This window comes from Phaeospirillum tilakii, assembly GCF_042683125.1.
In the GTDB taxonomy this organism is placed as follows: domain Bacteria; phylum Pseudomonadota; class Alphaproteobacteria; order Rhodospirillales; family Magnetospirillaceae; genus Phaeospirillum; species Phaeospirillum tilakii.
Window position 1 is genome coordinate 97,357 of record NZ_JBHUIY010000001.1, and the last position, 22,487, is coordinate 119,843.

A 22,487-nucleotide genomic window follows, 5' to 3' on the forward strand; every position below is an offset into this window, starting at 1 on the left:
GGTCAGAACTCCGCCCGGACTTGCAGCGAGCCGGAATGGCCGACATAGCGATCGGCCAGATCGGCGTCGTAGCGGGCCGACAGGGTGATGTCGCGCACCGAGGCGAGATCGATGCCGACGCCGAGATCGACATGCTCGGTGGCGGTGTCGTTGCCGGGGGTGGTGAAGGCGCTGCCCCCGGCGACGTAGCCGGCGGTCAGGGTGGGGGCCGAGCCGTCGAATTCGTGCAGCCACACCGCCCGGGCGTTGGGGCGGATTTCCCAATTGCCGATGGTGGCGGCCTTGCTCGACAGCTTGGCGCCCAGCCCCGAGCGCAGCGAATCGGTCGAGGACGAGCCCACCACCAGCGCCGCCGCGCCGCCGCGCTCGGTGTAGCCGTCCTGGCGCAGGTTGTTGTAGGCGAACGAGACCAGCGGGGTCACCAGCACCCGGCCGAGCGGCAGCGGCACCCCGGCCTCGGCCCGCGCCCCCAATTGCCGGCCGCCATAGCTGGCGGTCAGGCTCTGGGCGTTGCCGGCGGCGAAGGTGACGGCGCGGGTCGAATCGTACTGGTGGTAGCCGTAGGTCAGGCTGGTGTCGAGATACCAGCGCCGGGCCGAATAGCTGCTGTAGAGGCTGGTGACGTAGGAATCGATCTCCTGGCCGCTGCCGCTGCGGTCGCCGGTGGCATCGACGTTGGTGCGGGCATAGGCGAAGGACAGCCCGACCCGCAGCGGCCCGATCACCTTGAGATCGCCGCCGAAGGCGAGGCCGACCGTGTCGGCATCGTAGCCGTCGATCTCCGCCCGCTTGTCCTGGCTGGCGGTGGCGCCGAACGCCTGTCCCCAGATCCCCAGCCCGACCGGGGTTTCACCGGTGGCGATGCCGGTGCCGTAGCCGGCGGCGGCGGTGCGCACCGCATCGGCGCGGGCGGCGATGGTGTTGACCGCCTGGGTCACCGCCCCCATCGCCGCCTGGGCGGTGTTGGTGGTGGTCTCGGGCCGCAACTGGGCCCCGGCGCGCTGGATGTCGGCGGGGGCGGTCAGGTCGTTGACCGCCTGCGACAGCGCCAGCAGGCCGTTGTTGCCGCCGCCATAGCCGGCCAGCGCCTGCACCGCCGCGCCGTTGCTGCCGCCGGCGGTGCCGGCGACGTTGCGGCCAAGCGCGGTGAGGACGATGTTGGTGGTGTTGTCGCCGGCGGCGCTGGCGCCGTTGCGGAACAGGAAGCCGTCGGTGTCGGCGGCGGTCGAGCCGGCGGCGGTCCCGACGCTGGCGACGCTCCAGCGCCAGCCGCCGCCATTGACCACCGACGGCAGGTTGGCGACGGCGCGGCCGTTGCTGTCCTGGATCACGATGTACTGTGCCCCGGTGGCGACGCTGCCGATCACCACCGGATTGATGGTCGGGGCGTTGCTGGCGAACAGCGGGCTCGCGGTGCCGCCGATCTCGGTCATCACCAGGGTGCCGTGGCGGCCGGCGGTGGTGTCGATGGTGGTGCGCAGCCCGATCGCCCCGCTGTCGGTGCCGCTGACGCCCAGCCCGGCATAGCGGTACAGATGGACCTGGTGGGTGCCGAGGTCGAGCGTGCCGCCATTGCGGAAGCTGAGGGCGCCGGCATGCAGGCTGCTGTCGGCGTCGAACGCCAGGGTGGCGCCGTTGGCGACCACGATCTCCTTGACCGGGCCCCAATAGGTGGTGGTCCCCTGCACCGTGACCGACTCGCCGATGGCCTGACCGATCGAGCCGGCCAGGGTGGTGGTGCCGGTGACGAACGTCACGGTGGCGCCTCCGCCGGTCGAGTTTCCGGCGGCGTTGCCGTAGATGTCGCCGTTGAGCCGGCCGCCCAGGAAATTGAGCAGGTCGCCGTGTTGCGAGGTGGCGATGCCGCCGTCGATGCTGCCGCCGTAATTGATGAAGCTCACCCCGTGCAGGGTCTGATCGAGGCCGAGGGCGATGCGCGGCAGGGTGGCGTCGCCGGCGGCGCCAGCGGCGAGGGTGCCGTAATTGTCGATGGTGGTGGTGCCGGCCGAACGGATGTCGACGGCGGCGCCGGCAAGATAGCCGGTCCCGCCCGCACCGCCGGTGATGGTGCCCCGGTTGATGATGATCGCCACGCCGGTGACGGTGTCATCGACCTCGATCCCGCTGCCGGCCTTCGCCGCGGTCGGGGTCTGCTGGCCGTCGCCGCCGCTGATGCTGCCGGTGGTCTGATTGACGACGGCGGCGGGCTGGCCGTGGACCTCGGGATCGGTGACCAGCACCGCCCGGTTGCCGCCGCTGGTGCGGATGGTGCCGGCATTGTCGAGCAAAACCCCGGTGCCGGCGAGGCCGACGCCCCAGCCGCCCCGGCCGTCGATTACCCCGCCGGCCCGGTTGTACAGGGTCGAGTTCGGACCGCCGATCGCGGCGGCGCCGAAATAGGGGGTGGTGCTGGTGCCGCCGAGCACGGTGCCGCTGTTGTCGACGGTGGTGTTGGTGCCATCGACCACGATCGCGAAGCCGGCGCCGCCGGTGCCGCCGGCCCCACCCGCGCCGCCGGTGCCGCCCTGGACGGTGGTGCCGTGTCCGATCGTCACCGTGGTGAGGTCGGCGGTGCTCTCGACGTGGACCGTGGTGCCGATGCCGCCGTCGGCACCGGTGGCGCCAACTCCACCGGTGCCGCCGGTGATGGTGCCGCCGGTCAGGGTGACGTGGCTGCCGCTGCCTGTCACCGCCACGGTGGTGCCGTCGCCGCCCCAGCCGGTGCCGGTACCGTCGTCGCCGGTGGCGCCGGCGAGGTTGGCGCCGTTGTTGCTGTAGCTGGTGCCGTTGACGATCTCCGTCGCCCGGTTGATGCCGTCGTCGGCACGGGCGGCGGGGGTGGCAAGCAGGCCGAGGGGGGAAACGGTGGCAAGCAAAAAGAGGGCGCGCGCGCGCATGGCCGAGGTTCTCCTCTCCGATGGGGCGGATGGTTTCGCCGGGATTCTGGCGAGCGGTCCGGGAATGGATGGGCGGGACGGGCCGGGGGATCAGGCCATCGCGGTCGCGATCGCGGCGCTGGCGTGGGGACCGTCGGAACGGGCGGGGGCGGTCAGGGCGGGATCATCGTCTCGTCACGAAAGTCCTAAAGGAAGCGCGCAGGATAATGACCACCCGCTATAATGGCAAATGTTTGGTTTTTATGATAATTTTTGGTATTTTGGTTCCTTCCGGATTGAGGCAAAGACCTGGGTTCCAAGGGCCCTCGGCCCTTGGCGGGTGCAGGGCGGCGCCCTGCGCTCTTGAGAAAATCGTCAGGAAATTGAGGCGGATGGCGGCCGGCCAGGACCTGGCGGCGCGGGCTGCTTCAGTCTTCGGCCGCACCGGTTGCCGGCGCCGCCGGCAGGGTGAAGGCCAGGGTGCCGTCCCCCTCGCGCCACAGCTGGCCGCCCAGCCGCTCGATCAGCCGCCGCGCCAGCCCGAGGCCGGGCTCGGCCGCACCGTCGGCACTGTCCTCGCCGGGCGGGTTGCCGCCGCGCAGATGGAACAGGACGGTCCGTTCCTCCGTCGTCGCGGCGAGGTTGAGCACCGGGCGTTGTCCGGGCGGGCGGTCGCGCACCGCCTCATCGAGCAGGCGGGTGAAGATCTCGGTCAGGTCTTCGGCCACCGCCAGCACCGGCGGCAACGGGCCGACCACCAGCACGGCGTCGGCCCGGCCCAGCGTCGCGGCCAGACGGCGCCGGGCCAGGGCCAGCGGTCCGGCCGGGGCGATGCCGACCGCCTCGGCGCTGGCGGCGAGGCGGTCGAGCCCGGCCAGCAGTTCGGCCACCTGCAACGTCCCGTCGAGCAATTGCCCGAGATAGAGCCGGGCGGCATCGTCGAGCCCGCCCCGGTCGGTGGCGGCCAGCAACTGGGCCGAGCGCAGCATCTGCTGGATCGGCGGGTGGAGGTCGGTGCGGACGATGTCGGCGAACCGTTCCAGTTCGTCGAGCCGCTGGCGCAGCCGGCCGCGTCCGCCCAGGTCAAGCTCGCGCCGCCGCCATGGCGAGGGCCGGGCCGGATGCGGGGCGCGGTGGCGGATCGCCCGGGTCAGGACCACCCCGAGGCCGCCGCCGATCAGGCCGAGCAGCACCGTCGCCACCATTTCGCCGACCTCGAACGGCACCGGACAGGCCAGCGCGTCGAGGCCGCCGAGCGGCAGCCGGCGGGCCAGCGGCTCGAGTCCATCGGCGCCGAACAGCCACACCATCACCACCCCGGCCGCGCCGAGAAACGGCAGCAGGCGGGCGAAAGGCTGGTAGGTGCGGCTGGGCGAGGCGGTCATGGCGGAGGAATCGTGGGCCGGAAGAAGCTGGGCGGGGGAGACCGCCGCCGGCCATGGCGGGCCCTCCCGTTGATTTCGTTATAATCCCGCCCCGGCAACGGATTTTTGCCTGAGATTGAAAAACGCGGTAATACGATATAAATGTTTGGTGAATAGCCTCCGGTAGAGTTGGTGCGGGAGGAGGGCGTGGTGGCGGGTAAGGCGCATGTCCTGATCGTCGAGGATGACCCGGTCACCCGGAGCAAGCTGGCTGCCTATATGGCGGCCGAAGGGTTCCAGGTCAGCGAGGCCGGCGACGTCCACGAGACCAAGTCGATCATCGCCCATGCCCTGCCCGATCTGGTGCTGCTTGACATCAACCTGCCCGACGAGAGCGGCCTGATCCTCGCCCGTGAATTGCGGGCCAAATCGACGATGGGGATCATCCTGGTCACCGCGCGCGACGACGAAACCGACCGCATCGTCGGGCTCGAGATCGGCGCCGACGATTACATCACCAAGCCGTTCAATCCACGCGAACTGGCGGTGCGGGTGCGCAACCTGCTGCGCCGGGTCGGGCCGAGCATGGCGGCGGAACGGTCCGGCAGCGGGGTCTACAGCTTTGCCGGCTGGACGCTGGACTGTGATTCCCGCCAGCTGCTGTCGCCCCGGGGGGAAAACGTGCGGCTGACCCGGGGGGAATTCGACGTGCTGGCGGCGCTGGCCCGCCATCCCGGCCGCGCCCTCAGCCGCGATCAGCTGCTCGATCTCACTCAGCACGACGGAGAAGCGGTGATCGACCGTACCATAGACGTGCTGGTCGGTCGTCTGCGGCGCAAGATCGAAAGCGATGCCCGCCACCCGGCGATCATTCTGACCGTGCACGGCGTCGGCTACCGTCTGGTCGGCGGCTGAGTCCCGCTGCGGGATCGCCGCGCCGCCAGATCCTTCGGCAGGGTGTCGGTTTCTGCCGGCCGGATGGTGTTTCGGCGGCGGAGCGCCGACAGTGCGGCAGCCGGCGGGGTGGCGCCGGCCGGCGAGAAAAGGGGATGGGGTGGGGCACGACCGTGACAATCAGGCCGTCAGGGCGGCGGCCGGCGCGGATCCGGACGTGGCGGAGCGGAGCGTCGCCTTCGCCGGGGTCGGCGACGAGCGTCTGCTGGCGGCGATCGCCGGCGGCGACCGCGACGCCTTCGCCGTGCTGGTGGCGCGCCACGTCCGCTCGATGCTGGCACTGGCGGTCCGGGTCACCCGCCGTCCCGACGAGGCCGACGAAATCCTGCAGGAAACCCTGCTCAAGGTGTCGGAACTGGCCGGGCGCTGGCCGGGCGAGGCCCGCTTTTCGACCTGGCTTTATCGCGGGGTGCTCAATGCCAGCCTCGACCGCTGTCGCCGGAGCCGGGGCGAGGCCTCCGTCCGGCCCGATCTGGTTCAGGCCCGCCAGCGCGACCACATCATCGCCGAAGCCCTGACCGAGATCCCCGGCCGTCAGTGCGCCGCGCTGGCCCTGCATTATTTCGCCGACCTGTCGGTGTCCCGGGTGGCGGAGGTGATGGATCTGCCGGTCGCCGTCGTGGAAACCCTGCTGGGGCGCGGCCAGCGCGCCTTGCGGGGGGCGCTGGTCCGGCGCGGCGTCACCGGGGTGGCGGACGTCACCTGAACGAGGCGGGCGCCGCCCGCGCCCGCCCAGGGCCGCAGGCCCTTGGATTCCTGGCCCTTTCCCGTTTCTGCACGCCGTGAACGCCCGCGTGGCAGGCACCGCCCCGTGGTGGTGCCTAAAAAGCGGGCTGGCAGGCCCCGGCCAGGAAAACTGCCAATCCCACCCGGTTTTCCACAGCGTTTCCCACCAAAAATGGGGAAAGACTCCCGTGCCGCATTGTTCCATCCCCCGGGGCGGGACGGCGGGTCTGGGGCGGCGTGGCGGTGCCTAAATATTGGGCGGCGGTGAAATCGCCAGGGAAACTGCCGATCTCACGTGGTTTTCCACAGTTTTCCCCACGGAAAATGGGGATGAGTTCGGTTTTTCCCACCGATCCCGCCCCCCAATTGTTGCTGTTGGTCGGGGGATTACGACAACAATGGGGATAGGATCGCCGGCCTAGCGGACCGGAACCGGCGGATCGGCGACCAGATAGGGGCGCAGCAGGTCCCACGGCACCAGCACCTGCTGGGGGCCATCGGCGTGGGAAGCGACCTCGTAGGGATCGAAATGGATGGTCAGTCCGTCGGCGCCAAAGCTCCAGCGGGCGGGATCGCCGGCGATCGGGGCCAGCTTGGCGGCGCTCTCGGCCCAGGTGCGCGGGCGCCGCGACAGCTCCTGGAGGCAATGGGTGGCGATCGCCCGACGCCAGTCGCGGCCGGGCAGGAACAGGTCCCCGGCACGCAGCGGACGCCCGGCTTCGAGCAGCCAGTGGCTCTGGCTGATGGTTTCATTGCCATGTGCCGCGCCATGGCCGAAGCGGTAGTCGCTGACCTCGAGCGAGATCAGCCGGGGCGAAACCCAGCCGAGGCGGTAATCGATCGCGACGTCTTCCGCCGCGTCGCCGGTGATCCGGTCGAAGCGGGCGGCGATGGCCCGGTTCCATGCCTGCCGGGACGGCGTGTCCGGCGTGACGAGCTGGGGGTAGGACACCGCCAGGGTGGCCGGATTCTCGTAGGGGAGCGGGGTGCGGGGGAGGGGGAACACCGCGAAACGGTCGACCCGGCGGAACACCAGTCCGCCCTGTCGCTCGACCGTGTGGTCGAGCTGGTTCTGGCGCATTTCGTAAGTGCGGGTCAGGCATTCCTGCTGCCACGTCGCCCTGTCGCCGTCGTCCGGGCGGTGGCTGCCGTCGCAGGACCGATGCAGCAGCCGCAGCCACTGGCGTTGGCCATTGCGCAGCGCCTGCTGCCCGTCCTCGGGCAACTGCGTCAGTGCCTGGGCGAAGCTGGCGGCGAGGGCTCGGTCGCGCGCCGACAGGTCGGCGCTGGCACAGATCGCCTGTTCGACGTTGCCCGTGGCGTGGGTGCAGTCGAAACTGGGCGGCTCGGCCCGGGACGGTGGCGCGGCCGCCAGCATCAGGGCGGCGGCCGCGACGGCAAGGGGAAACGGGCGCTGGATCATCGGCGGCCCCCGGCGGCGATTTCAGCCAATGATTATCCCATTGGCGTCAAGAAGCAACCAGGGAGGATATTGATCCGGGTTACAGCGGCGGCGTCACCGTCGAATCGGTCCGCAGCGGGCTGGCGGCCAGCGGGATCACCGCGCGCGACAGTTCGGTCGAGACCATCGTGCCGGGCCGGCCGGGCGCCTCGCATGAGGCCGAGCGCAGCCGCAGCGCCAGATCGTGGCCGAGCGGGCGGTCCCAGTCGAACAGGGTGCATGTCTCGCCATTGGCTCCGGTCGCCACGCCATCGGGACGGGCGGGGTAATTGCCGAATTCGCTGCCGAGGCCGTTGCCGATGGCGACCGGCGGGCCGGCGCGGCGGGCGGCCGGCTGCCCCCAGCCGGGGGCGGGGCCGGCCTCGGGGGTGGCGCATCCCGACAGGGTGATGGTCAGGGCCAGCGCGGCGGCGCCGCAAACGGTCAAGGCTTTCATCGCGGCCTCCTCTTCTTTCGAAGGCAGAACGCAGCCTGCGCCGCCAATGCGGCCTTTTCGTGGCGGCCGGCGCGGGGTCAGAATCCCTCGCCGGTGTCCTGGTCCATTTCCTCGTCCTGACTGATGAAATTGGCGCAGGCCGAGCAGGGCAGGGCGCCGGCCAGATCGATCTCGTCGAGCAGGTTGCGGCGCGGCACCGGGTAGGCGGCCGGCTTCGACGCCGTCGCCCTCAGCCGGGCGATCTCGGGGGCGGGCAGGCCGCGCGCCTCGGCCCCGGCGATCAGCAGGGCGAGGTATTCCCGGCTGGGCAGGCCGGGCGGGCCGAGGCTGTCAGGCTTGTGCATCAGCGCCTCCTGCATCACCCCGTCCTGGTCGATCACCTCGACCGGGAAATGAAAGGCGCTGCCGGTGCCGTTGAACCGCACCCCCAGCCACAAATCGATCCGCTCGGAATCCTCGGCGTCGAGCCAGTACAGCGCGCCGAACAGGGTCTGTCCCGGCGCCTCGACCACGGTGGCCTCGGCCCCGTCCCAGCGCTTGCTGTAGCCGCGGAAGGCGAGGGCGTGGTCGGGCAGGGTGGCGAGGCCGAAATAGCGCGGGTTGCGGCAGCGCTGGGCGATCACCTCGGGGTGAAGGTCGAGGCCGCAGAGGAAATAGAGCAGCGGGGGCAGGTCCTCGCCGCTCTCGGCCGGGAGGGTGTCGTCGTCCCCACTCATGCCGGACGCTCCGCGCCGGGGCGGGGCCGGACCACCACATGCAGCCCGGCCCCGGCCGCCTCGGTGGTGGCGGTCAGGCCCAGTTCGGCCAGGGTCGGCCCGAACCAGCGCGGCAGGTGGTCGCAATCGAGGTCGAGCCGTTCGAAGCCGCCGCGATGCAGGAACGGCAGCAGGATATCGCGTGAATTGAGCCCGCCGCCGCCGGCCAGCGCGGCGGCAAGGTCGAGGTGGAAGCGGCCACCGCCCAGCGCCTCGGGCTCGGGCAGGGTCGGCAGGCCGAGGCCGATCGGGCGCGAGGTCCCGCCGCCGCCGCCACAGCCGCCGCCACAGCCGCCGCCGCCGGTGGTGGTGCCACAGGCCTCGGCGCTGGCACAGGCTTCGGCCTGGGCGGCGGCCTCGGCCTCGGCGCGGGCGCGCTCCTGGCCGGCGACCTCGTCGAGCAGGGCCTTGGCGTAGCCGTCGCTGCTCCAGCAATGAAAGCCGAAGGATTCAAGCAGGGTGGGCAGGATTCCGGTCAGGCCCTCGGCCAGCAGCACCCGGCAATCCTGCAATTCGGGCAGGGCGCAGAGGTCGCGCAGGCGGGCCTTCATCGCCCCCAGCCCCTGGGCCGGATCGACGGTGAGGGCGAAGGCTCCGATTTCGGCCCAGGCATCGCCCTGGCTTTGGTAGACCCGGAGCGAGCCGGGGGAAAACAGCCCGGTGACATGGCCGGACTGATCGACATAGGCGGCGATCTTCATGGCGGCGACCTTTCCTGCCGAAGGGCGGGGGGGGAGAAGGGTCACGGGGTCCGGGGCCTTGCGGCCCCGGCGGGTGTGGGCGGAGCCCACATCCCATTCCCCGGGGATATCACCAGACGTTGAGGATCCACTCGCGGCTCTTCTTGTACTCCATGTCGGTGAACAGGGCGTTGGCCATCGCCTCGGCCAGCCAGATCGCGCCGTTGTAGCCGACCACCGGGTGACGGTAGTGACCGGCGCGGTCGTAGGTCGGGAAGCCGACCCGGACCAGCGGGATCTGGTAGTCGATCGAGACGAAGCGGCCCTTGGAGTGACCGAGGATCAGGTCGAATTCCTGGCCCTTGTTCTTGATGCGGTCTTCCAGTTCCCACAAATCGGCGTTGGTGATGATCTCCATCTCGTGGGTGACGTTTTCCTGCAACGCCTTGAGCCGGGGATCATCGGCGTAGCCGGGGTTCTCGTCGCCGATCAGCAGCAGCTTCGGCTTCATGCCGAGGTCGAGGCAGAACTCGGCCAGGCCGATCACCAGATCGGGGTTGCCGTAGATCGCCACCTTCTTGTCGGCCAGGAACATGTGGGCCAGGTCGGTGATGGCGTCGATGGCGATGCCGCGTTCCTTGACCAGCGAGGCGGGGATCGGCTTGCCGGTCATCGCCTTGAGGTTGGCGAGGAAGGTGTCGGTGTTGCGGATGCCGATCGGGGTCGGGCCGATGATCGCCGGCACGTCCCAGCGCTTTTCGAGGTACTTGGCCGCCGCGCCGCCCTCATAGCGGTTGAGCGCGATGGTGCCCTGGGCGTCGGCGGTCTCGATCAGGTCCTGGATGGTGGTGTCGCCATGCGAGACGACATCCTTGGTGGGCGCCAGCGGCGAGTCGAAATTCTCGATCTCGAACAGCACGTTGGCTTCGATGTCCATCTCGGACAGGATGTGCTTCAGCTCCTTGCAGTCGCCCGGATTGACCCAGCCGGTGATCAGGTTGATCTTCAGGCTGGGCTTGTTCTTCTGCGAGAAGTACTTGACGAAGTCCCGCACCGCGACGTCGTAGCCGCTGACCATCGAACCGACGAAGGACGGGGTGTGCACCGGGATCAGATGGACCTCGCGGCCCGGATACTTCTCCTTCAGCAGCCCGTTGTTGAGCTTGGTGACCACGCCGTCGACGTCGTCGCCGATCACCTCGGTGGAGCAGGTGGTGATGATCGGGATGATCTTGACGTGCGGATAGCGCATCAGCAGCACGTCGACGCCTTCCTCGACCCGGTTGAGGGCACCGAACACCGCCCCGTCCTCGTGGACCGAGGAGGAGGCGATCTCGAAGCTCTCCTTGAGGTGCTGCGAGATCAGCAGGCGGACGAACATCACACAGCCCTGGCCGCCATGGACCAGACCGATGCAGTCCTTGAGGCCGATCGAGGCGTACTGGGCGCCGGCGGGCTGGCAGGTGAAGATCGGATTGATGGTGCCGATCCGCTCCTTGAGCTTCATTTCACAGGACATGGGGGGAGCCCTCCTAGTACTTCTGATCGGTGAGTTCTTCGTTGAGCGACCCGTCGATGGTGACGAAGTCGAGCCGCTCATGCAGGGCCTTGATCAACGCCTTGATCTCGTCCTTGGACATCGCGTTGATCCAGGGATAGTCCTTGCGATAGGCCTCGGCCAGCCAGTAGGCGTCGACGTGGTAGCAGCGGTCATGCGGGGTGCTGAGATCGACCTCTTCACCGCACAGAAGCTGTGCCGTCTTCTTGAGGATTTCCTCGTTCTGGCGTCGGCGGTCCCAGGCGCGGGAATGGAACTGCCACAGGCAATTCTTCATGATGCAGTCGAGAAGCTGCTCGACCCGGTCCTTGCTCAGTTCGTTCATGGGGTCAGCTCCTTATTCGGCCGCATCGGCCTTGCGCGGGAACTCGGGATAGGTCCGCGAGCGCAGGTCTTTGACGAGGTCATACTGGCCGGTGTATTCGCACCGGTTCGGATCGTTGGCGACCTCGGGGTCGAGGCTGGCGTCGGCCAGCATCCGGGTGGTGGCGAAGCCCCGGTCGGTCGGGATCTCGTCCTTGCTGATGTCGAGCGCGGCGAGCTGGTGGATCGGCGAGTAGATGCCGTTGTAGATGTCGCGGGCGAAGCGGACCCAGCCTTCGAAGCCCTTGTAGGGGCCGTTGTGGTAGGCGTGGGCGTTGAGGTAGGGCACGCCGACCTTCTTGGCCACCTCGCCCGGGCGCTTGCCGGTGAAGATGATGTCGGGCTTCAGCATCTCGAGGGCTTCGTAGCCTTCAAGCTCGTTGGGATCGTCGATGGCGAGCGCGCCTTCGCCGCAGCGGGCGATGCCCTTTTCCATGTCACCCTGGTGGCCGAACTTGGTGTAGACCGACACCACCTTGACGCCCATTTCCTCTTCGATGACGTGGGCCCAGTGCCACAGCTTGGAGCCGCCCGGCCACAGGCAGACCTTCTTGCCCTTCAGGCGCTCCTTGTACCAGTCGAGCTGGGGCTTCCACTTGGCGGTTTCCTCGGCGATGATCTTCTCGGCGCGGTCCTCGATGCCGAAGAACATGCCGACCTTGCGCAGCGAGGCCGACAGCGGGCCGAAGCCGAAGCCGTCGATGTCGAGGCGCGGAATGCCGTAGCGGACGCGCAGCTCGTTGCAGATGTATTCGGCCGAGCGGGCGCATTCGAGCACGTTGAGCTGCGCCTTGTGCATCGCGCGCAGGTCGTCATAGGAGCCGTTGCCGGTGAAGGTGGAGAGGATCTGGATCCCCATCTTCTTGAAATAGTCCTGCATCACCTCCTGGTCGCCCTGAATATTGTATTCACCGACGTAGTTGATGACGTAGTCGCTGGTGATCTCGGGCTCGACGGTGCCGACCTTCTTGTTGACCCAGGCGATGTTGATCTTGTGGTGGCCGCCCGACTGGCTGGGGCCGCCGAAGCCCGGCGAGTTGCAGACGAAGATGTCGACGTCGGGCATCTCCTCCATCACCTCTTCCGCGATGGCGTCGATGTCGTCGCCGATCAGCGCGGTGGCGCAGGTCTGGTAGATCGTCATGCGCTTGATGTGGGGGAAGGCCTTGAACGCCTCGACGATGTTCTGCTTCAGCAGCTTCTCGGCGCCGAACACGATGTGCTTTTCACGCACGTCGGTGGCGAAGGTGTAATGGAGCTGGAAGTCCTTGTTGTCGCTGATGTAGCGCTTGGTCTGCCAGGTGTCGTAGGTGCAGCCGATCGGGCCGTGGCTGATGTGGATCACGTCCTTCATCGGGGTGCCGATCACGTGCTTCGCGCCGCAATAGGCGCAGCCGCGCTCGGAAATCGACCCGGGGATCGTGTTGAGATAGCCAAGCGGCAGGGCGTGGGTCAGGTCTTCGCCCGGACCCTTGATCACGGCATGCTTGCCCCGCTCGGGGATGCATTCACTGCATTTGAACAGATGATACGGCATAGGGGGAACTCCTCGCGGAATGGGCGGGCGGTCGGCGCCGGCGCGCGGCGAAGCGTTAATCGGGGGTGAGCGAGACAGGCAGGCAGACAGACGCCCCGGTCCCGATCGAACGCTTCGCCGCCTGACGCCGGAGAGGGCGGCGTCAGTCGAGCAGGCCGTACTTCTCGACCATCACTTCCAGCTGGTCCATCGACAGCGGCTTCGGGATGACGAAGTCGGTGTTCTCGATGATGTTCTTGGCCAGCGTGGCGTATTCCAGCGCCTGGTTTTCCTTGTTGTCGTACTCGGTGACGGTCTTCTTGTTGAACTCCGCCTTCTGCACGATGTTGTCGCGCGGCACGAAGTGGATCATCTTGGTGCCGATCGCCGAGGTGAATTCCTCGATGAAGTCGCGCTCGCCATCGACCTTGCGGCTGTTGCAGATGATGCCGCCCAGGCGCACGCCGGACTGCTTGGCGTACTTGACCAGGCCCTTGCAGATGTTGTTGGCGGCGTAGACCGCCATCATCTCGCCCGAGGCGACGATGTAGACTTCCTGCGCCTTGCCGTCGCGGATCGGCATCGCGAAGCCGCCGCACACCACGTCGCCCAGCACGTCGAAGAAGACGAAGTCGAGGTCGTTGGTGTAGGCGCCGAGCGATTCCATCAGGTCGATCGCGGTGATCACGCCACGGCCGGCACAGCCAACCCCCGGCTCCGGCCCGCCGGACTCGACGCACTGGATGTCCATGAAGCCGGTCTTGACCACCTTGTCGAAGGTCACCTTCTCGGCGCCCTGCTCGCGCAGCACGTCCATCAGGGTCTCCTGCGGCTTGCCGCCGAGGATCAGGCGGGTGGAGTCGGCCTTGGGATCACAGCCGTGAATGAAGATCTTCTTGTTGTGAAAGTGGGCCAGCGCAGCGGCAGTATTTTGCGTCGTGGTGGACTTGCCGATACCGCCCTTGCCGTAAATGGCGACTTTGCGGGTCATGATGGGGGAACTCCCTAGTCGGTGGAACCTCTGCGACGGACCCAGCCCGTCTTCGTGGTTATTAGGAAAGCAACCACCGTGCCAGATGCCGGGTCACTCCCGCTTCGACCCGCTCTTTTTTTCGGGTCGGTTGGCTCCCCACGCTATAAAGCAAGGATACATAACGCTTTCGCCCCGAACGCGGTGCGGCCGGGGAGCGGCGGAATGTCCGCTCCCGGTTCAGCCCGGGATCATTTTTACAATCCGGTGAATCCCGCAGCGGCCTGCGAATTTTAATTGATCGAGACCGCCTGTTCCGGTTCGGTAAATTCGCCCGATGGAGGGGCGGAACGGGTAAATCCGCCCGCCGTCAGGCTTGGCTGCGTTCGGGGCGGGGCGGATCGGCGCAGACCACCCGGTTGCGGCCGCCCCGTTTGGCCTGGTAAAGCGCCTGATCGGCGCGGGACAGGGCGGGGTCGATCGCCGTCTCGCCCGGGCGCAGCGAAGAGAGGCCGAGGCTGACGGTCATCGGCGGCAGGCCGTCCAGGCCCTGGCCGGCCTCGGTCGCCGCGCGCAGGCGCTCGGCCAGCGCCAGGGCGTCGGGCGGGGCGGTTTCCGGCAGCAGCAGGGCGAATTCCTCGCCCCCGATGCGGGCCGCCAGATCCTGATCGCGCACCAGGGCGCGGCACAGCCCGGCGAACCCACGCAGGGCGCGGTCGCCGGCATCGTGGCCGAAGCCGTCATTGATGCGCTTGAAGAAGTCGATGTCGATCATCACCACCGCCAGCGGATGGCCGTAGCGGCGGCTGCGGCGGATCTCGGCGGCGGCGGCGGCGAAGAAACGGGTGCGGTTGGCCAGTCCGGTCAGCGGATCGGTCAGGGCCAGCCGTTGCAGGGTGCGCTCCATCCGTTTGCGCTCGGTGATGTCCACCACCACCGCCAGGGCGGCGCGGCGCTGGCCGAGCGGGGCCACGGTGACGTCGAGCAGCACGTCGCGGCGTTGGCCGTCAGCCAGGGCGAGGTGGGTTTCAAAGCCGGTGACGTGACCGTGGCGGCGCAGCAGGGCGGCCAGACGGGTCAGATCGCGGCGGGCCAGCGCCCCCTCGACCGTGCCGGATCCGCCGGCGGCGGGGCCGAAATAGTCGAACGCGGCCCGGTTGGCGCGGATCAGCGATCCTTCGGGCAGGGCCAGGATCAGCAAGGGCGCCGGCACCGCGAGGAGAAGCTGGTTGAGCATCTCGCGGTGCTCGGCCAATTCCTGGCGGGCGGCGCGTTCCGAGGCCAGCGCGGCCCATTCCTGGCGATGGGCGCGGTTGGCCCCGACCAGGGCCAGGGCCAGCACCACGTTGACGGTCACCACCCCGAGGGCGACGCCGAGATCGGCCTGGCTCGGCGGCGTGACGGCGACATAGCCGGCCAGGGTGGCGAGGCTACAGGCCGCGCCGCAGCCCACCGCCCAGGCGAAGCGCAGCGGCAGCAGGAGGTAATAGATCAGGGGCAGCACGAACAGGATCAGCAAGGCCGGTTCGGAATGGGGGGTGACCAGCACGGCGCAGGCCGGAATGGTCAGCGCCGCCCACAGCAGGGCGAGGCGATGCTGGCCGGCGAGGGTGGTGCCGCGCCGCGCCAGCAGCCAGCACAGCAGCGAGGCAAGCACGATGTCGGTCCGCGCCGCGACAGCGGCCGGGAAATGCGGCCCGGAAAGAAACCTCAGGTCGTTCGCATAGAATAGAATATTAACCAGAGCGGCCCATTTGAAGGCAAGCACCAGACGACGGCCGCTTTCGTCCAGATGAGACTGGCGGAAAGCGGCTTCCTGACGGGGGTCGATGAATTCTCCGCCCCGGGAAAACTGTGCCGACGTCATGACGGCCCCGATCATATCCCGTCAGCGGTTTCGGCGCATGCCTTTCCGGCGCGACAACACTCCGTCGCGCCCGACCGACCCGCAAGGCGCGATCCTGGGTGGGGGGATGCCCGCGATGATCCCCGCCCGGGTCGGCGTTGGCGAAAACGACGATTTTCCCCGGGCATCGTCTCTTTCCTTTTTGGTCGCGGCTTGTAATGATCGGCCGGGTCAGCCGGTCGGGCGCGCGGGCGGCGCGCCGGCCAAGGGACCATGCGGGGGTAGAATGATCAGTCGGGACAGTTGTGGTGTCAGTGAGGGCGATCTGTTCGTCAAGGCGGGCAATCCGCGCGGACGAAGCTGGAAGGTGGTGGCGATCCGCGTCACCGTGGACGGGATTCCCCACGCCCAGATGGTGTCCTGCGACAATCGCAGCAGCACGCAGACCGTTTCCACCCTGATTCTGCGCAATCGCGAATTCTGGCTGCCGGTCGCGCCCTCGGTCGGGGGCTGAGCGGGGCGCTCAGCCCGCGCCCAGCGCCCGCCGCCACACCGCGCGATACAGCCGTTCCAGCTGGCGGGTCCAGCGTGGGCCGTCGCATAGCGCCGAGGTGGCGAGGGCGGCGCGGATCTCGCCGCGTCGCCGCCGCCAGCCGGCGACCCCGTCGGCGGCGGCCAGCGCCCGGGCGAGATAATCCTCGGCCGAGCCGGCGATCAATTCGTCGAGCCCGAGCGGGGCCAGCATCGCCGCGCTCCAGCGGCTGATCATCCGCGGCCAGGGCCAGGTGATCACCGGCACCCCCATCGCCAGCGCCTGGAACGAGGTGGTCGAGCCCGAGAACGGGAACGGGTCGAGCGCGATGTCGGCGTCATGGTAGCGGGCGAGGAACCCGGCCTCGTCGTCATGCTCGGCGATCATCTCGATCTGGTCGGGCGTCGCGCCGGCGGCGGTGAGAGCGGCGAGGAAGCGGGCGCGCAGTTCGGCCGAGGCATACAGCCCCATGTATTTCAGCACCAGCCGGGCGTCGGGGCGGGCGGTGAGCAGCCGGCCCCACAGCGCCAGGGTGGCGGGGCCGATCTTGGCCGGATTGTTGAAGCAGCAGAACACCGGCGCTCCCTGGCGCTCCGGGCCGGGCGGCGGCAGCGGCGGCAGGTCGGCGAGGTAGAACCGGGGCAGGCGCAGCGGCCGTTCGGTGAAATATTCCGTCCCCCCCGGCGGCAGCAGCCGGCGGTCGGCCACCAGATAATCCATCTCGGCCAGACCGGAGGTGGCGACGTCGAACAGGCTGATCTGCACCGGCGCCGCCCGCCAGCCGGCGACCGAGGGGCGGTTCTGGTCGAAGCGGCCGGCCAGCACCACCAGGATGTCGATGCCGTCGGCGGCGATCTGGCGGGCGATCGCCTCGTCGGGGCGGCCGGCGACCGGATGAAAGCCGTCGGCCAGCGATTCGAACTGGGTGGTGATCTCGTCGCGGCGGCTGCCCAGGCTGTAGCAATGGATCTCGAACCGGGCGCGGTCATGGGCGCGCAGCACCGGCAGCAGGTTGGTCGCGACCGGATGGCGGCGGAAATCCGAGCCGAGATAGCCGACCCGCAGCCGGCGCCCGGCCTCTCCCGTGCGGGCGGCGGGGCGGGGGGCCAGCGGGCCGCGCCCGCCATAGCGTTGGCCGAAGCGGCGGTGCAGGGCGGCGATCGCCTCGGGGGCGAGATCGTCGCGGCTGGCGGCGGTGAACAGCAGGCTGCGCTGGATCGCCAGGGCGTCGTCCGGCCCGGGATCGGTGGCCAGCGCGCTTTCGAAACAGGCGCAGGCCTGTTCGGGCTGGCCGACCAGGGCGTGGACGATGCCGAGATTGACCCAGGCGGCGGCGAGGCCGGGATTGAGGTCGAGCGCGGTGCGGTAGCGGGCCGCCGCCGCCTCGAACTGCCACATCGTCTTGTGCAGGTTGCCGAGGTTGCAATGCAGTTCGGCCATGTCGGGCCGCAGCGCCAGCGCGGCCTGGAACGCCGCCGCCGCCTCGTCGTGGCGGCCGAGATTGAGCAGGACGATGCCGAGATTGCTGTGGGGCTCGACCCGGCCGGGATCGAGCCGCGCCGCCTCGCGATAGGCCGCCGCCGCCGCGTCGAGCCGGCCGAGCGCGGTCAGGGTGGCGCCGAGATTGATCCGGGCGCGGGGATCCTCCGGCCGCAGCGCCGCCGCCGTGGCGAAGGCGGCGGCGGCCTCCTCGACCCGCCCCAGTCTCTTCAGCGTCAGCCCCAGCCCGAGCTGGGCCTCGTTGTCGTCGGGGCGCAGCCCCACCGCGGTGGCGAATGCCTCGGCGGCCTCGGCGGGGCGGCCCCGTTCGTTTTCGGCCTGCCCCAGGGCGAACCACAGTTCGGCCCAGTCCGGCCGCAGCCGCAGCGCGGCGCGCAGGCCCTCGGCCGCGCGGGTGGTGTCGCCCAGTTCGCGCCACAGCAGCGCCGCCTGCACCTGAAGCTCGACCCAGTCGGGGGCGAGGCTGAGGGCGGATTCATAGGACGCCGCCGCCCGCCGGGGCTGGCCCAGCCGGCGCAGCACCATGCCGAGGCTGGCATGATAGGGCGCGGCCAGCCAGTCGAGCGCCAGCGCCCGCTCGATCAGGCCGAGGGCGAGGCGGGAATGTCCGGCCTGATCGGCCACCAGTCCGAGCAGATGCAGGCTGGGGGCATGGCGGGGATCGCGGGCCAGGATCGCCCGGGCCCGCCGCGCCGCGTCGAGCAGCCGTCCGGCCTGATGGTCGTCGCGGGCGGCGGCGAAGCAGGCCGCGATCGTTCCTTCGTCATCGCCCAGGGTCACGATCGGGTCGTCTCCGCCTTTTTTCATCGCGAGCGATGGTAGGCGGGGGCGGGCGGCGTGGCAAGATTTAGGGGGCGGGGTCCGTTTCAGCCCGCCGCGGGGCTGCCGCCCCGCCCCCCGCCTGGAGGCTGGCGCCTCCAGACCTCTCCCTTTTTCTAAAAAAGGAGGTTGGTCAGGGATGGGCGGTGTCAGGCCATCAGCCGGTCGAGGTTGGTCAGCACCCCCTGCGAGGCCTTCTCGACCTCGGCGATGTAGGCCATCGCCTGCTCGAAATGGCCGTCATTGTAGGCCCTGACCGCCGCGATGCCGTTCTGGTGCACGTCGCGATGATGGGGTTCCAGTTCGGTGAAGGCGGGGTGGCCGTGGAAATGGGCCGAGCCCGAGCCGTAATACCATTTGCCCAGCCGGCAGGTGTGCTCGTTCGCCAGTTCGTCGGCCGACAGCTTGACCTTGCCGGTCATCATGTCGACCAGCCGCTTCTTCCACAGCACGTGGTCGGCCTTGGCGACCATCACGATCTTGTTGTGGATCTGCTGGTCCATCAGCAGCGCGAGCTGGCCCGACACCTCCTCCTCGACATTGCCGAGCGACCGGGTGCTCTGCTCGATCCCCTCGGCATTGGCCTCGCCCAGGCTGACCAGTTTGTGGATGGTGGCCGAGATCTCGGTGGTGGCGGCGGCCTGTTCGCCGAGGATGCGCGACACCGTGCCCATCCGCTGGTTGGTGTCGTCGACCAGTTGGCCGATCTCCTCCATCCGCTGCCCCATCGCCTCCATCGAGCCGCGCCCCTGCATGATCGCCTCCGAGCCGCTTTTCATCGTGGCGATGATGCCTTCCATCTCGTCGCGCAGCTTCTGGATCCGTCCGCCGATGTCGATGGTGGCGCGCGCGGTCTGGTTGGCGAGGCTCTTGACCTCGCCGGCCACCACCGCGAAGCCCTTGCCGGCCTCGCCGGCGCGGGCCGCTTCGATGGTGGCGTTCAAGGCCAGCAGGTTGGTCTGGCTGGCGATCTCCTCGATCGAGGCCAGGATGTCGCCGATCGCCGCCGAGGCCCGGGCCAGGGCATCGACCCGGCCGGCGGCGTCATGCACCGCCGTCTCGATCGAGGCGAACTCGCTCATCGCGGTGGTGACCGCCCGCCGCCCCGATTCGGTCACCGCCCGCGCCTCGGCCGAACGGCTGGCGGCGCCCTCGCTCTGGCTGCTGATTTCCTGGATGCTGGCCAGCAATTGCTCGGCGGTGGCGGCCATGCCGTGGGCCTCGTCGCGGGCGCGGCGGACCCCGCCGACGATGCGGGCGTTGGCGATCGCCCCCTCGTTGACGGTCATCGAGATCGTCACCGCGTTCTGCAACATCCGGGTGGTGAACATCCGCAGGGTTTCGGACTGGGTTTTCATCAGGTCGAGGGTGGCGTTGACCCGGGTGACGTAGCGGCCGAATTCGCCGCGCATGCCGCTGGCGATGATCCGGCGGTGGAACCGCGCTTCGGCGGCGGCGCGCATCGCCGCGTCGATTTCCTTGGCGAAGGCCTCGGTCTGGTCGAGCAGGCGGTTGAGGGCGCGCTGGAGTTCGCCCTCGCCGCCGCCCCCGCCCGGATGGAGCCGGACATGCAGGGCGCCATCGGCGGCGGCGGCCAGGGTGGCGGCGGTGCGGCGCAGGGCGCGGCGGCTGGCCAGCGCCCATCCGCCCGCCGCCATCACCGCCAGGGCGGGCAGGGCGGCGGCGAGGGCGAGGTCGGGACGGCCGAGGGCGGCGGCCGAGACGGCGGCGGCGGCCTGCCCGGCCAGCGCGACGGCAAGGGCGAGCAGGGCCTTAGAGTTCGAGGACAAACTGCTCATAGCTCTTTCCCTTTTCCGCCAGAATCGATTCGAGCAGCGCGCCGCCTGCCTCCAGCCCGGCCTTGCGGTCGGCCGCGCCGGCCTCGGCCTCGGCGAGGCGGGCGTAAAGCGGCCGGATCGCCGCCAGCGCCTCGCGCCGCGCCACCCGGCGGTTGGAATGGTAGCCGATCGGGCTGCCATCGGCGGCCCAGTCGGGGGTGACGTGGGCCAGCACCCAATAATGGTCGCCGTTCTTGCAGCGGTTGACGACGTAGGCGAAGATTTCCTCGCCCCGCCCGATGGTTTCCCACAGCAGGCGGAAGATCGTCCGTGGCATCGCCGCGTGGCGGATGACATTGTGGGGCTTCCCCAGCAATTCCGCCTCGCGATAGCCCGACACCCGGACGAAGACGTCGTTGCAATAGGTGATCCGGCCCTGCAGGTCGGTTTTCGAGACAATCAGTTCGTTGTCGGCGAACGTCACTTCCCGTCCCGGTACCACCAAATCCCCGCCCATTCTCCCGTCTCCATCCGGTTTTTGTCGTTTTTTCGATTTTTAAGTGTTGGCGGAGTCGCGCCAGCGCGGCCGGCAAGGCGTCGGCACGCGAAACAGACTAAAGCCAAAGATCTAAATTAGAATGAAAGGCGATGCCGGAGAGGGGAGGATTGGTGTGTCAGGTGAAGGTATTGGTTGCTGCCCCGCGTGTGGGCTCCGCCCACCCCCGCCAAGGGCCGCAAGGCCCTTGGAACCCATGGGTGGTCGGGCGCGGAGCGGCCTTTCAGCTTGGGCGCGGGGGCCTGCCGCGCGAAGGGCAAGGGAAAGGGTTCCAAGGGCCTTGCGGCCCTTGGCGGGGGCGGGCAGAGCCCGCGCAACCCGTGTGTGTCACGCGCAAGGGGCGCGGGATCAGTCCTCGGCGTAGGGGTTGCGGCCGCCCCGGACATAGAGGCGGATCGGCACGCCCTGGAGGTCGAAGGCGTCGCGCAGGCCGTTGACCAGATAACGCTGATAGGATTCGGGCAGCTCGTCCGGCCGGGTGGCGAACAGGGCAAAGGTCGGCGGCCGGCCCTTGATCTGGGTCATGTAGCGGATCTTGTAGCGCCGGCCCCCGGGCAGGGCCGGCGGCGGGTGGCGGTCGAGCATCTCGGCCAGCCAGCGGTTGAGCCGCGCCGTCGGCACCCGGCGGTTCCACACCGTCCACGACTCGATCACCGCGTCCATCAGCCGGTCGAGCCCGCGCCCGGTCAGCGCCGACAGGGTGACGGTGCGGACTCCCTTGATCTGCGGCGCCGAGGTTTCCAGCCGGTCGCGCAGCCGGCCCAGCGCCTGCTGGGGCTGATCGACCGTGTCCCATTTGTTGATGGCGATCACCACCGCGCGGCCTTCCTCGACGATCAGGCGCAGGATGGTCAGGTCCTGCTTGTCGAGGATCTGCGCCGCGTCCATCACCAGCACCACCACCTCGGCGCGGCGGATCGATTCCAGCGTGTTGCCGACCGACAGCTTCTCGACCGCGTCATGGATCTGCGCCTTGCGGCGCAGGCCGGCGGTATCGACCAGCTTCATCGCGCGGCCCTGGTGGGTCCATTCGACCCCGATCGCGTCGCGGGTCAGCCCGGCCTCGGGGCCGGTCAGCATCCGCTCCTCGCCCAGCAGCTGGTTGATCAGGGTCGATTTGCCGACATTGGGGCGGCCGACGATCACCATCGTCAGCGGCCGGCCGGGCTCGGGGGCGGGGTCGATCACCTCGTCGCCCTCGCCCTCGGTCGCGGCCTCGGTCTCGCCGCGCGCCGCCGCTTCCTCGGCGGCGAGGCGTTCCTCCTCCTCGATCTCGTCGGCGAAGCGGACCCCGGCCTTGCGGGCGTGGGGCAGCAGCGCCTCGAACAGTTCGAGCAGGCCCTCGCCATGCTCGGCCGACACCGGCACCGGCTCGCCCAGGCCGAGGGCGTAGCATTCGTACAGGCCGGGGGCGCCGGCCTTGCCCTCGCATTTGTTGGCGACCAGGATCACCGGGGTGCGCTGGCGGCGCAGATGGTCGGCGAAATGACGGTCGAGCGGGGTCACCCCGGCGCGGGCGTCGATCAGCAGCAGGGCGACATCGGCGTCGGCGACGGCGCGGTCGGTCTGACGGCGCATCCGCGCCTCGATGCTGTCGTCGGTCTCATCCTCGAAGCCGGCGGTATCGACGACGCGGAAATCGAGCCCGAGCAGGCTGGCGTCGCCGTCGCGGCGGTCGCGGGTGATGCCGGGCTGATCGTGGACGATCGCCAGCTTGCGCCCGATCAGGCGATTGAACAGGGTGGACTTGCCGACATTGGGCCGTCCGACGATGGCGACGGTGAAGGTCATACGGA

Annotated in this window: 18 protein-coding genes; 3 read left to right on the top strand and 15 right to left on the bottom strand. The window is 69.3% G+C overall.

Going from position 1 to position 22,487, the window contains the following annotated elements; all coding sequences use genetic code 11:
- Positions 1 to 2: 2 nt before the first annotated feature.
- Together ACFSNB_RS00445 and ACFSNB_RS00450 are read right to left on the bottom strand one after the other, a co-directional pair.
- Positions 3 to 2,897, bottom strand: coding sequence for an autotransporter outer membrane beta-barrel domain-containing protein (locus ACFSNB_RS00445; protein WP_377313427.1), 2,895 nt, complete (start codon positions 2,895 to 2,897; stop codon positions 3 to 5).
- 407 nt (positions 2,898 to 3,304) lie between these two features.
- A complete protein-coding gene (locus tag ACFSNB_RS00450; RefSeq protein WP_377313428.1) occupies positions 3,305 to 4,261 on the bottom strand; it encodes a phytochrome family protein in 957 nt (318 codons plus the stop codon).
- Positions 4,262 to 4,450: 189 nt separating this feature from the next.
- On the opposite strand from ACFSNB_RS00450, the gene ACFSNB_RS00455 reads away from it, so the two are divergent.
- Positions 4,451 to 5,155 (top strand): response regulator, encoded by a 705-nt coding sequence (locus tag ACFSNB_RS00455; RefSeq protein ID WP_377313430.1) that lies wholly within the window; start codon positions 4,451 to 4,453, stop codon positions 5,153 to 5,155.
- Between the two features lie 196 nt (positions 5,156 to 5,351).
- Positions 5,352 to 5,900, top strand: a complete 549-nt coding sequence (locus tag ACFSNB_RS00460; protein ID WP_377313431.1) for a sigma-70 family RNA polymerase sigma factor — start codon at positions 5,352 to 5,354, stop codon at positions 5,898 to 5,900.
- 438 nt (positions 5,901 to 6,338) lie between these two features.
- Here ACFSNB_RS00460 and ACFSNB_RS00465 read toward each other — a convergent pair whose 3' ends face one another.
- The 9 genes from ACFSNB_RS00465 to ACFSNB_RS00505 form a co-directional block, all read right to left on the bottom strand.
- Positions 6,339 to 7,343, bottom strand: a complete 1,005-nt coding sequence (locus tag ACFSNB_RS00465; RefSeq protein WP_377313433.1) for a DUF3298 domain-containing protein — start codon at positions 7,341 to 7,343, stop codon at positions 6,339 to 6,341.
- Between the two features lie 79 nt (positions 7,344 to 7,422).
- On the bottom strand, positions 7,423 to 7,818 hold the full coding sequence (locus ACFSNB_RS00470) for a hypothetical protein (protein ID WP_377313435.1): 396 nt from the start codon (positions 7,816 to 7,818) through the stop codon (positions 7,423 to 7,425).
- A gap of 77 nt (positions 7,819 to 7,895) precedes the next feature.
- On the bottom strand, positions 7,896 to 8,534 hold the full coding sequence (locus ACFSNB_RS00475; RefSeq protein ID WP_377313437.1) for a gamma-glutamylcyclotransferase: 639 nt from the start codon (positions 8,532 to 8,534) through the stop codon (positions 7,896 to 7,898).
- Positions 8,531 to 9,274, bottom strand: a complete 744-nt coding sequence (gene anfO, locus ACFSNB_RS00480) for a Fe-only nitrogenase accessory protein AnfO (protein ID WP_377313439.1) — start codon at positions 9,272 to 9,274, stop codon at positions 8,531 to 8,533. The genes ACFSNB_RS00475 and anfO overlap by 4 nt, the downstream gene beginning before the upstream one ends.
- A 109-nt stretch (positions 9,275 to 9,383) precedes the next feature.
- Positions 9,384 to 10,772: a Fe-only nitrogenase subunit beta gene (gene anfK, locus ACFSNB_RS00485; RefSeq protein ID WP_377313441.1), complete on the bottom strand. Its 1,389-nt coding sequence runs from the start codon at positions 10,770 to 10,772 to the stop codon at positions 9,384 to 9,386.
- Between the two features lie 13 nt (positions 10,773 to 10,785).
- Positions 10,786 to 11,136: a Fe-only nitrogenase subunit delta gene (gene anfG / locus ACFSNB_RS00490; protein ID WP_377313443.1), complete on the bottom strand. Its 351-nt coding sequence runs from the start codon at positions 11,134 to 11,136 to the stop codon at positions 10,786 to 10,788.
- Positions 11,137 to 11,148: 12 nt separating this feature from the next.
- Positions 11,149 to 12,711, bottom strand: coding sequence for a nitrogenase iron-iron protein, alpha chain (gene anfD, locus ACFSNB_RS00495; protein WP_377313445.1), 1,563 nt, complete (start codon positions 12,709 to 12,711; stop codon positions 11,149 to 11,151).
- Between the two features lie 142 nt (positions 12,712 to 12,853).
- The gene (nifH, locus tag ACFSNB_RS00500) at positions 12,854 to 13,681 is read right to left on the bottom strand and encodes a nitrogenase iron protein (RefSeq protein WP_465264555.1); all 828 of its coding nucleotides are present in this window, start codon (positions 13,679 to 13,681) and stop codon (positions 12,854 to 12,856) included.
- 349 nt (positions 13,682 to 14,030) lie between these two features.
- A complete protein-coding gene (locus ACFSNB_RS00505) occupies positions 14,031 to 15,317 on the bottom strand; it encodes a GGDEF domain-containing protein (RefSeq protein WP_377313447.1) in 1,287 nt (428 codons plus the stop codon).
- Between the two features lie 208 nt (positions 15,318 to 15,525).
- Between ACFSNB_RS00505 and ACFSNB_RS00510 the strand changes: the two genes are divergently transcribed.
- Complete coding sequence (locus ACFSNB_RS00510; protein WP_377313449.1) at positions 15,526 to 16,020, top strand: hypothetical protein; 495 nt, start codon at positions 15,526 to 15,528, stop codon at positions 16,018 to 16,020.
- Between the two features lie 9 nt (positions 16,021 to 16,029).
- On the opposite strand, the gene ACFSNB_RS00515 is transcribed toward ACFSNB_RS00510, so the two are convergent.
- From ACFSNB_RS00515 to der, 4 genes are all read right to left on the bottom strand, one after another.
- On the bottom strand, positions 16,030 to 18,318 hold the full coding sequence (locus ACFSNB_RS00515; RefSeq protein WP_377313451.1) for a tetratricopeptide repeat protein: 2,289 nt from the start codon (positions 18,316 to 18,318) through the stop codon (positions 16,030 to 16,032).
- A gap of 188 nt (positions 18,319 to 18,506) precedes the next feature.
- The gene (locus ACFSNB_RS00520) at positions 18,507 to 20,156 is read right to left on the bottom strand and encodes a methyl-accepting chemotaxis protein (RefSeq protein WP_377313453.1); all 1,650 of its coding nucleotides are present in this window, start codon (positions 20,154 to 20,156) and stop codon (positions 18,507 to 18,509) included.
- Entirely contained in the window at positions 20,131 to 20,652 is a 522-nt protein-coding gene (locus ACFSNB_RS00525) for a PAS domain-containing protein (protein WP_377313455.1), read from the bottom strand. Before ACFSNB_RS00525 ends, ACFSNB_RS00520 begins: the two co-directional genes overlap by 26 nt.
- Positions 20,653 to 21,039: 387 nt before the next feature.
- Positions 21,040 to 22,482, bottom strand: coding sequence for a ribosome biogenesis GTPase Der (gene der, locus ACFSNB_RS00530; RefSeq protein ID WP_377313456.1), 1,443 nt, complete (start codon positions 22,480 to 22,482; stop codon positions 21,040 to 21,042).
- Between the last annotated feature and the right edge of the window lie 5 nt (positions 22,483 to 22,487).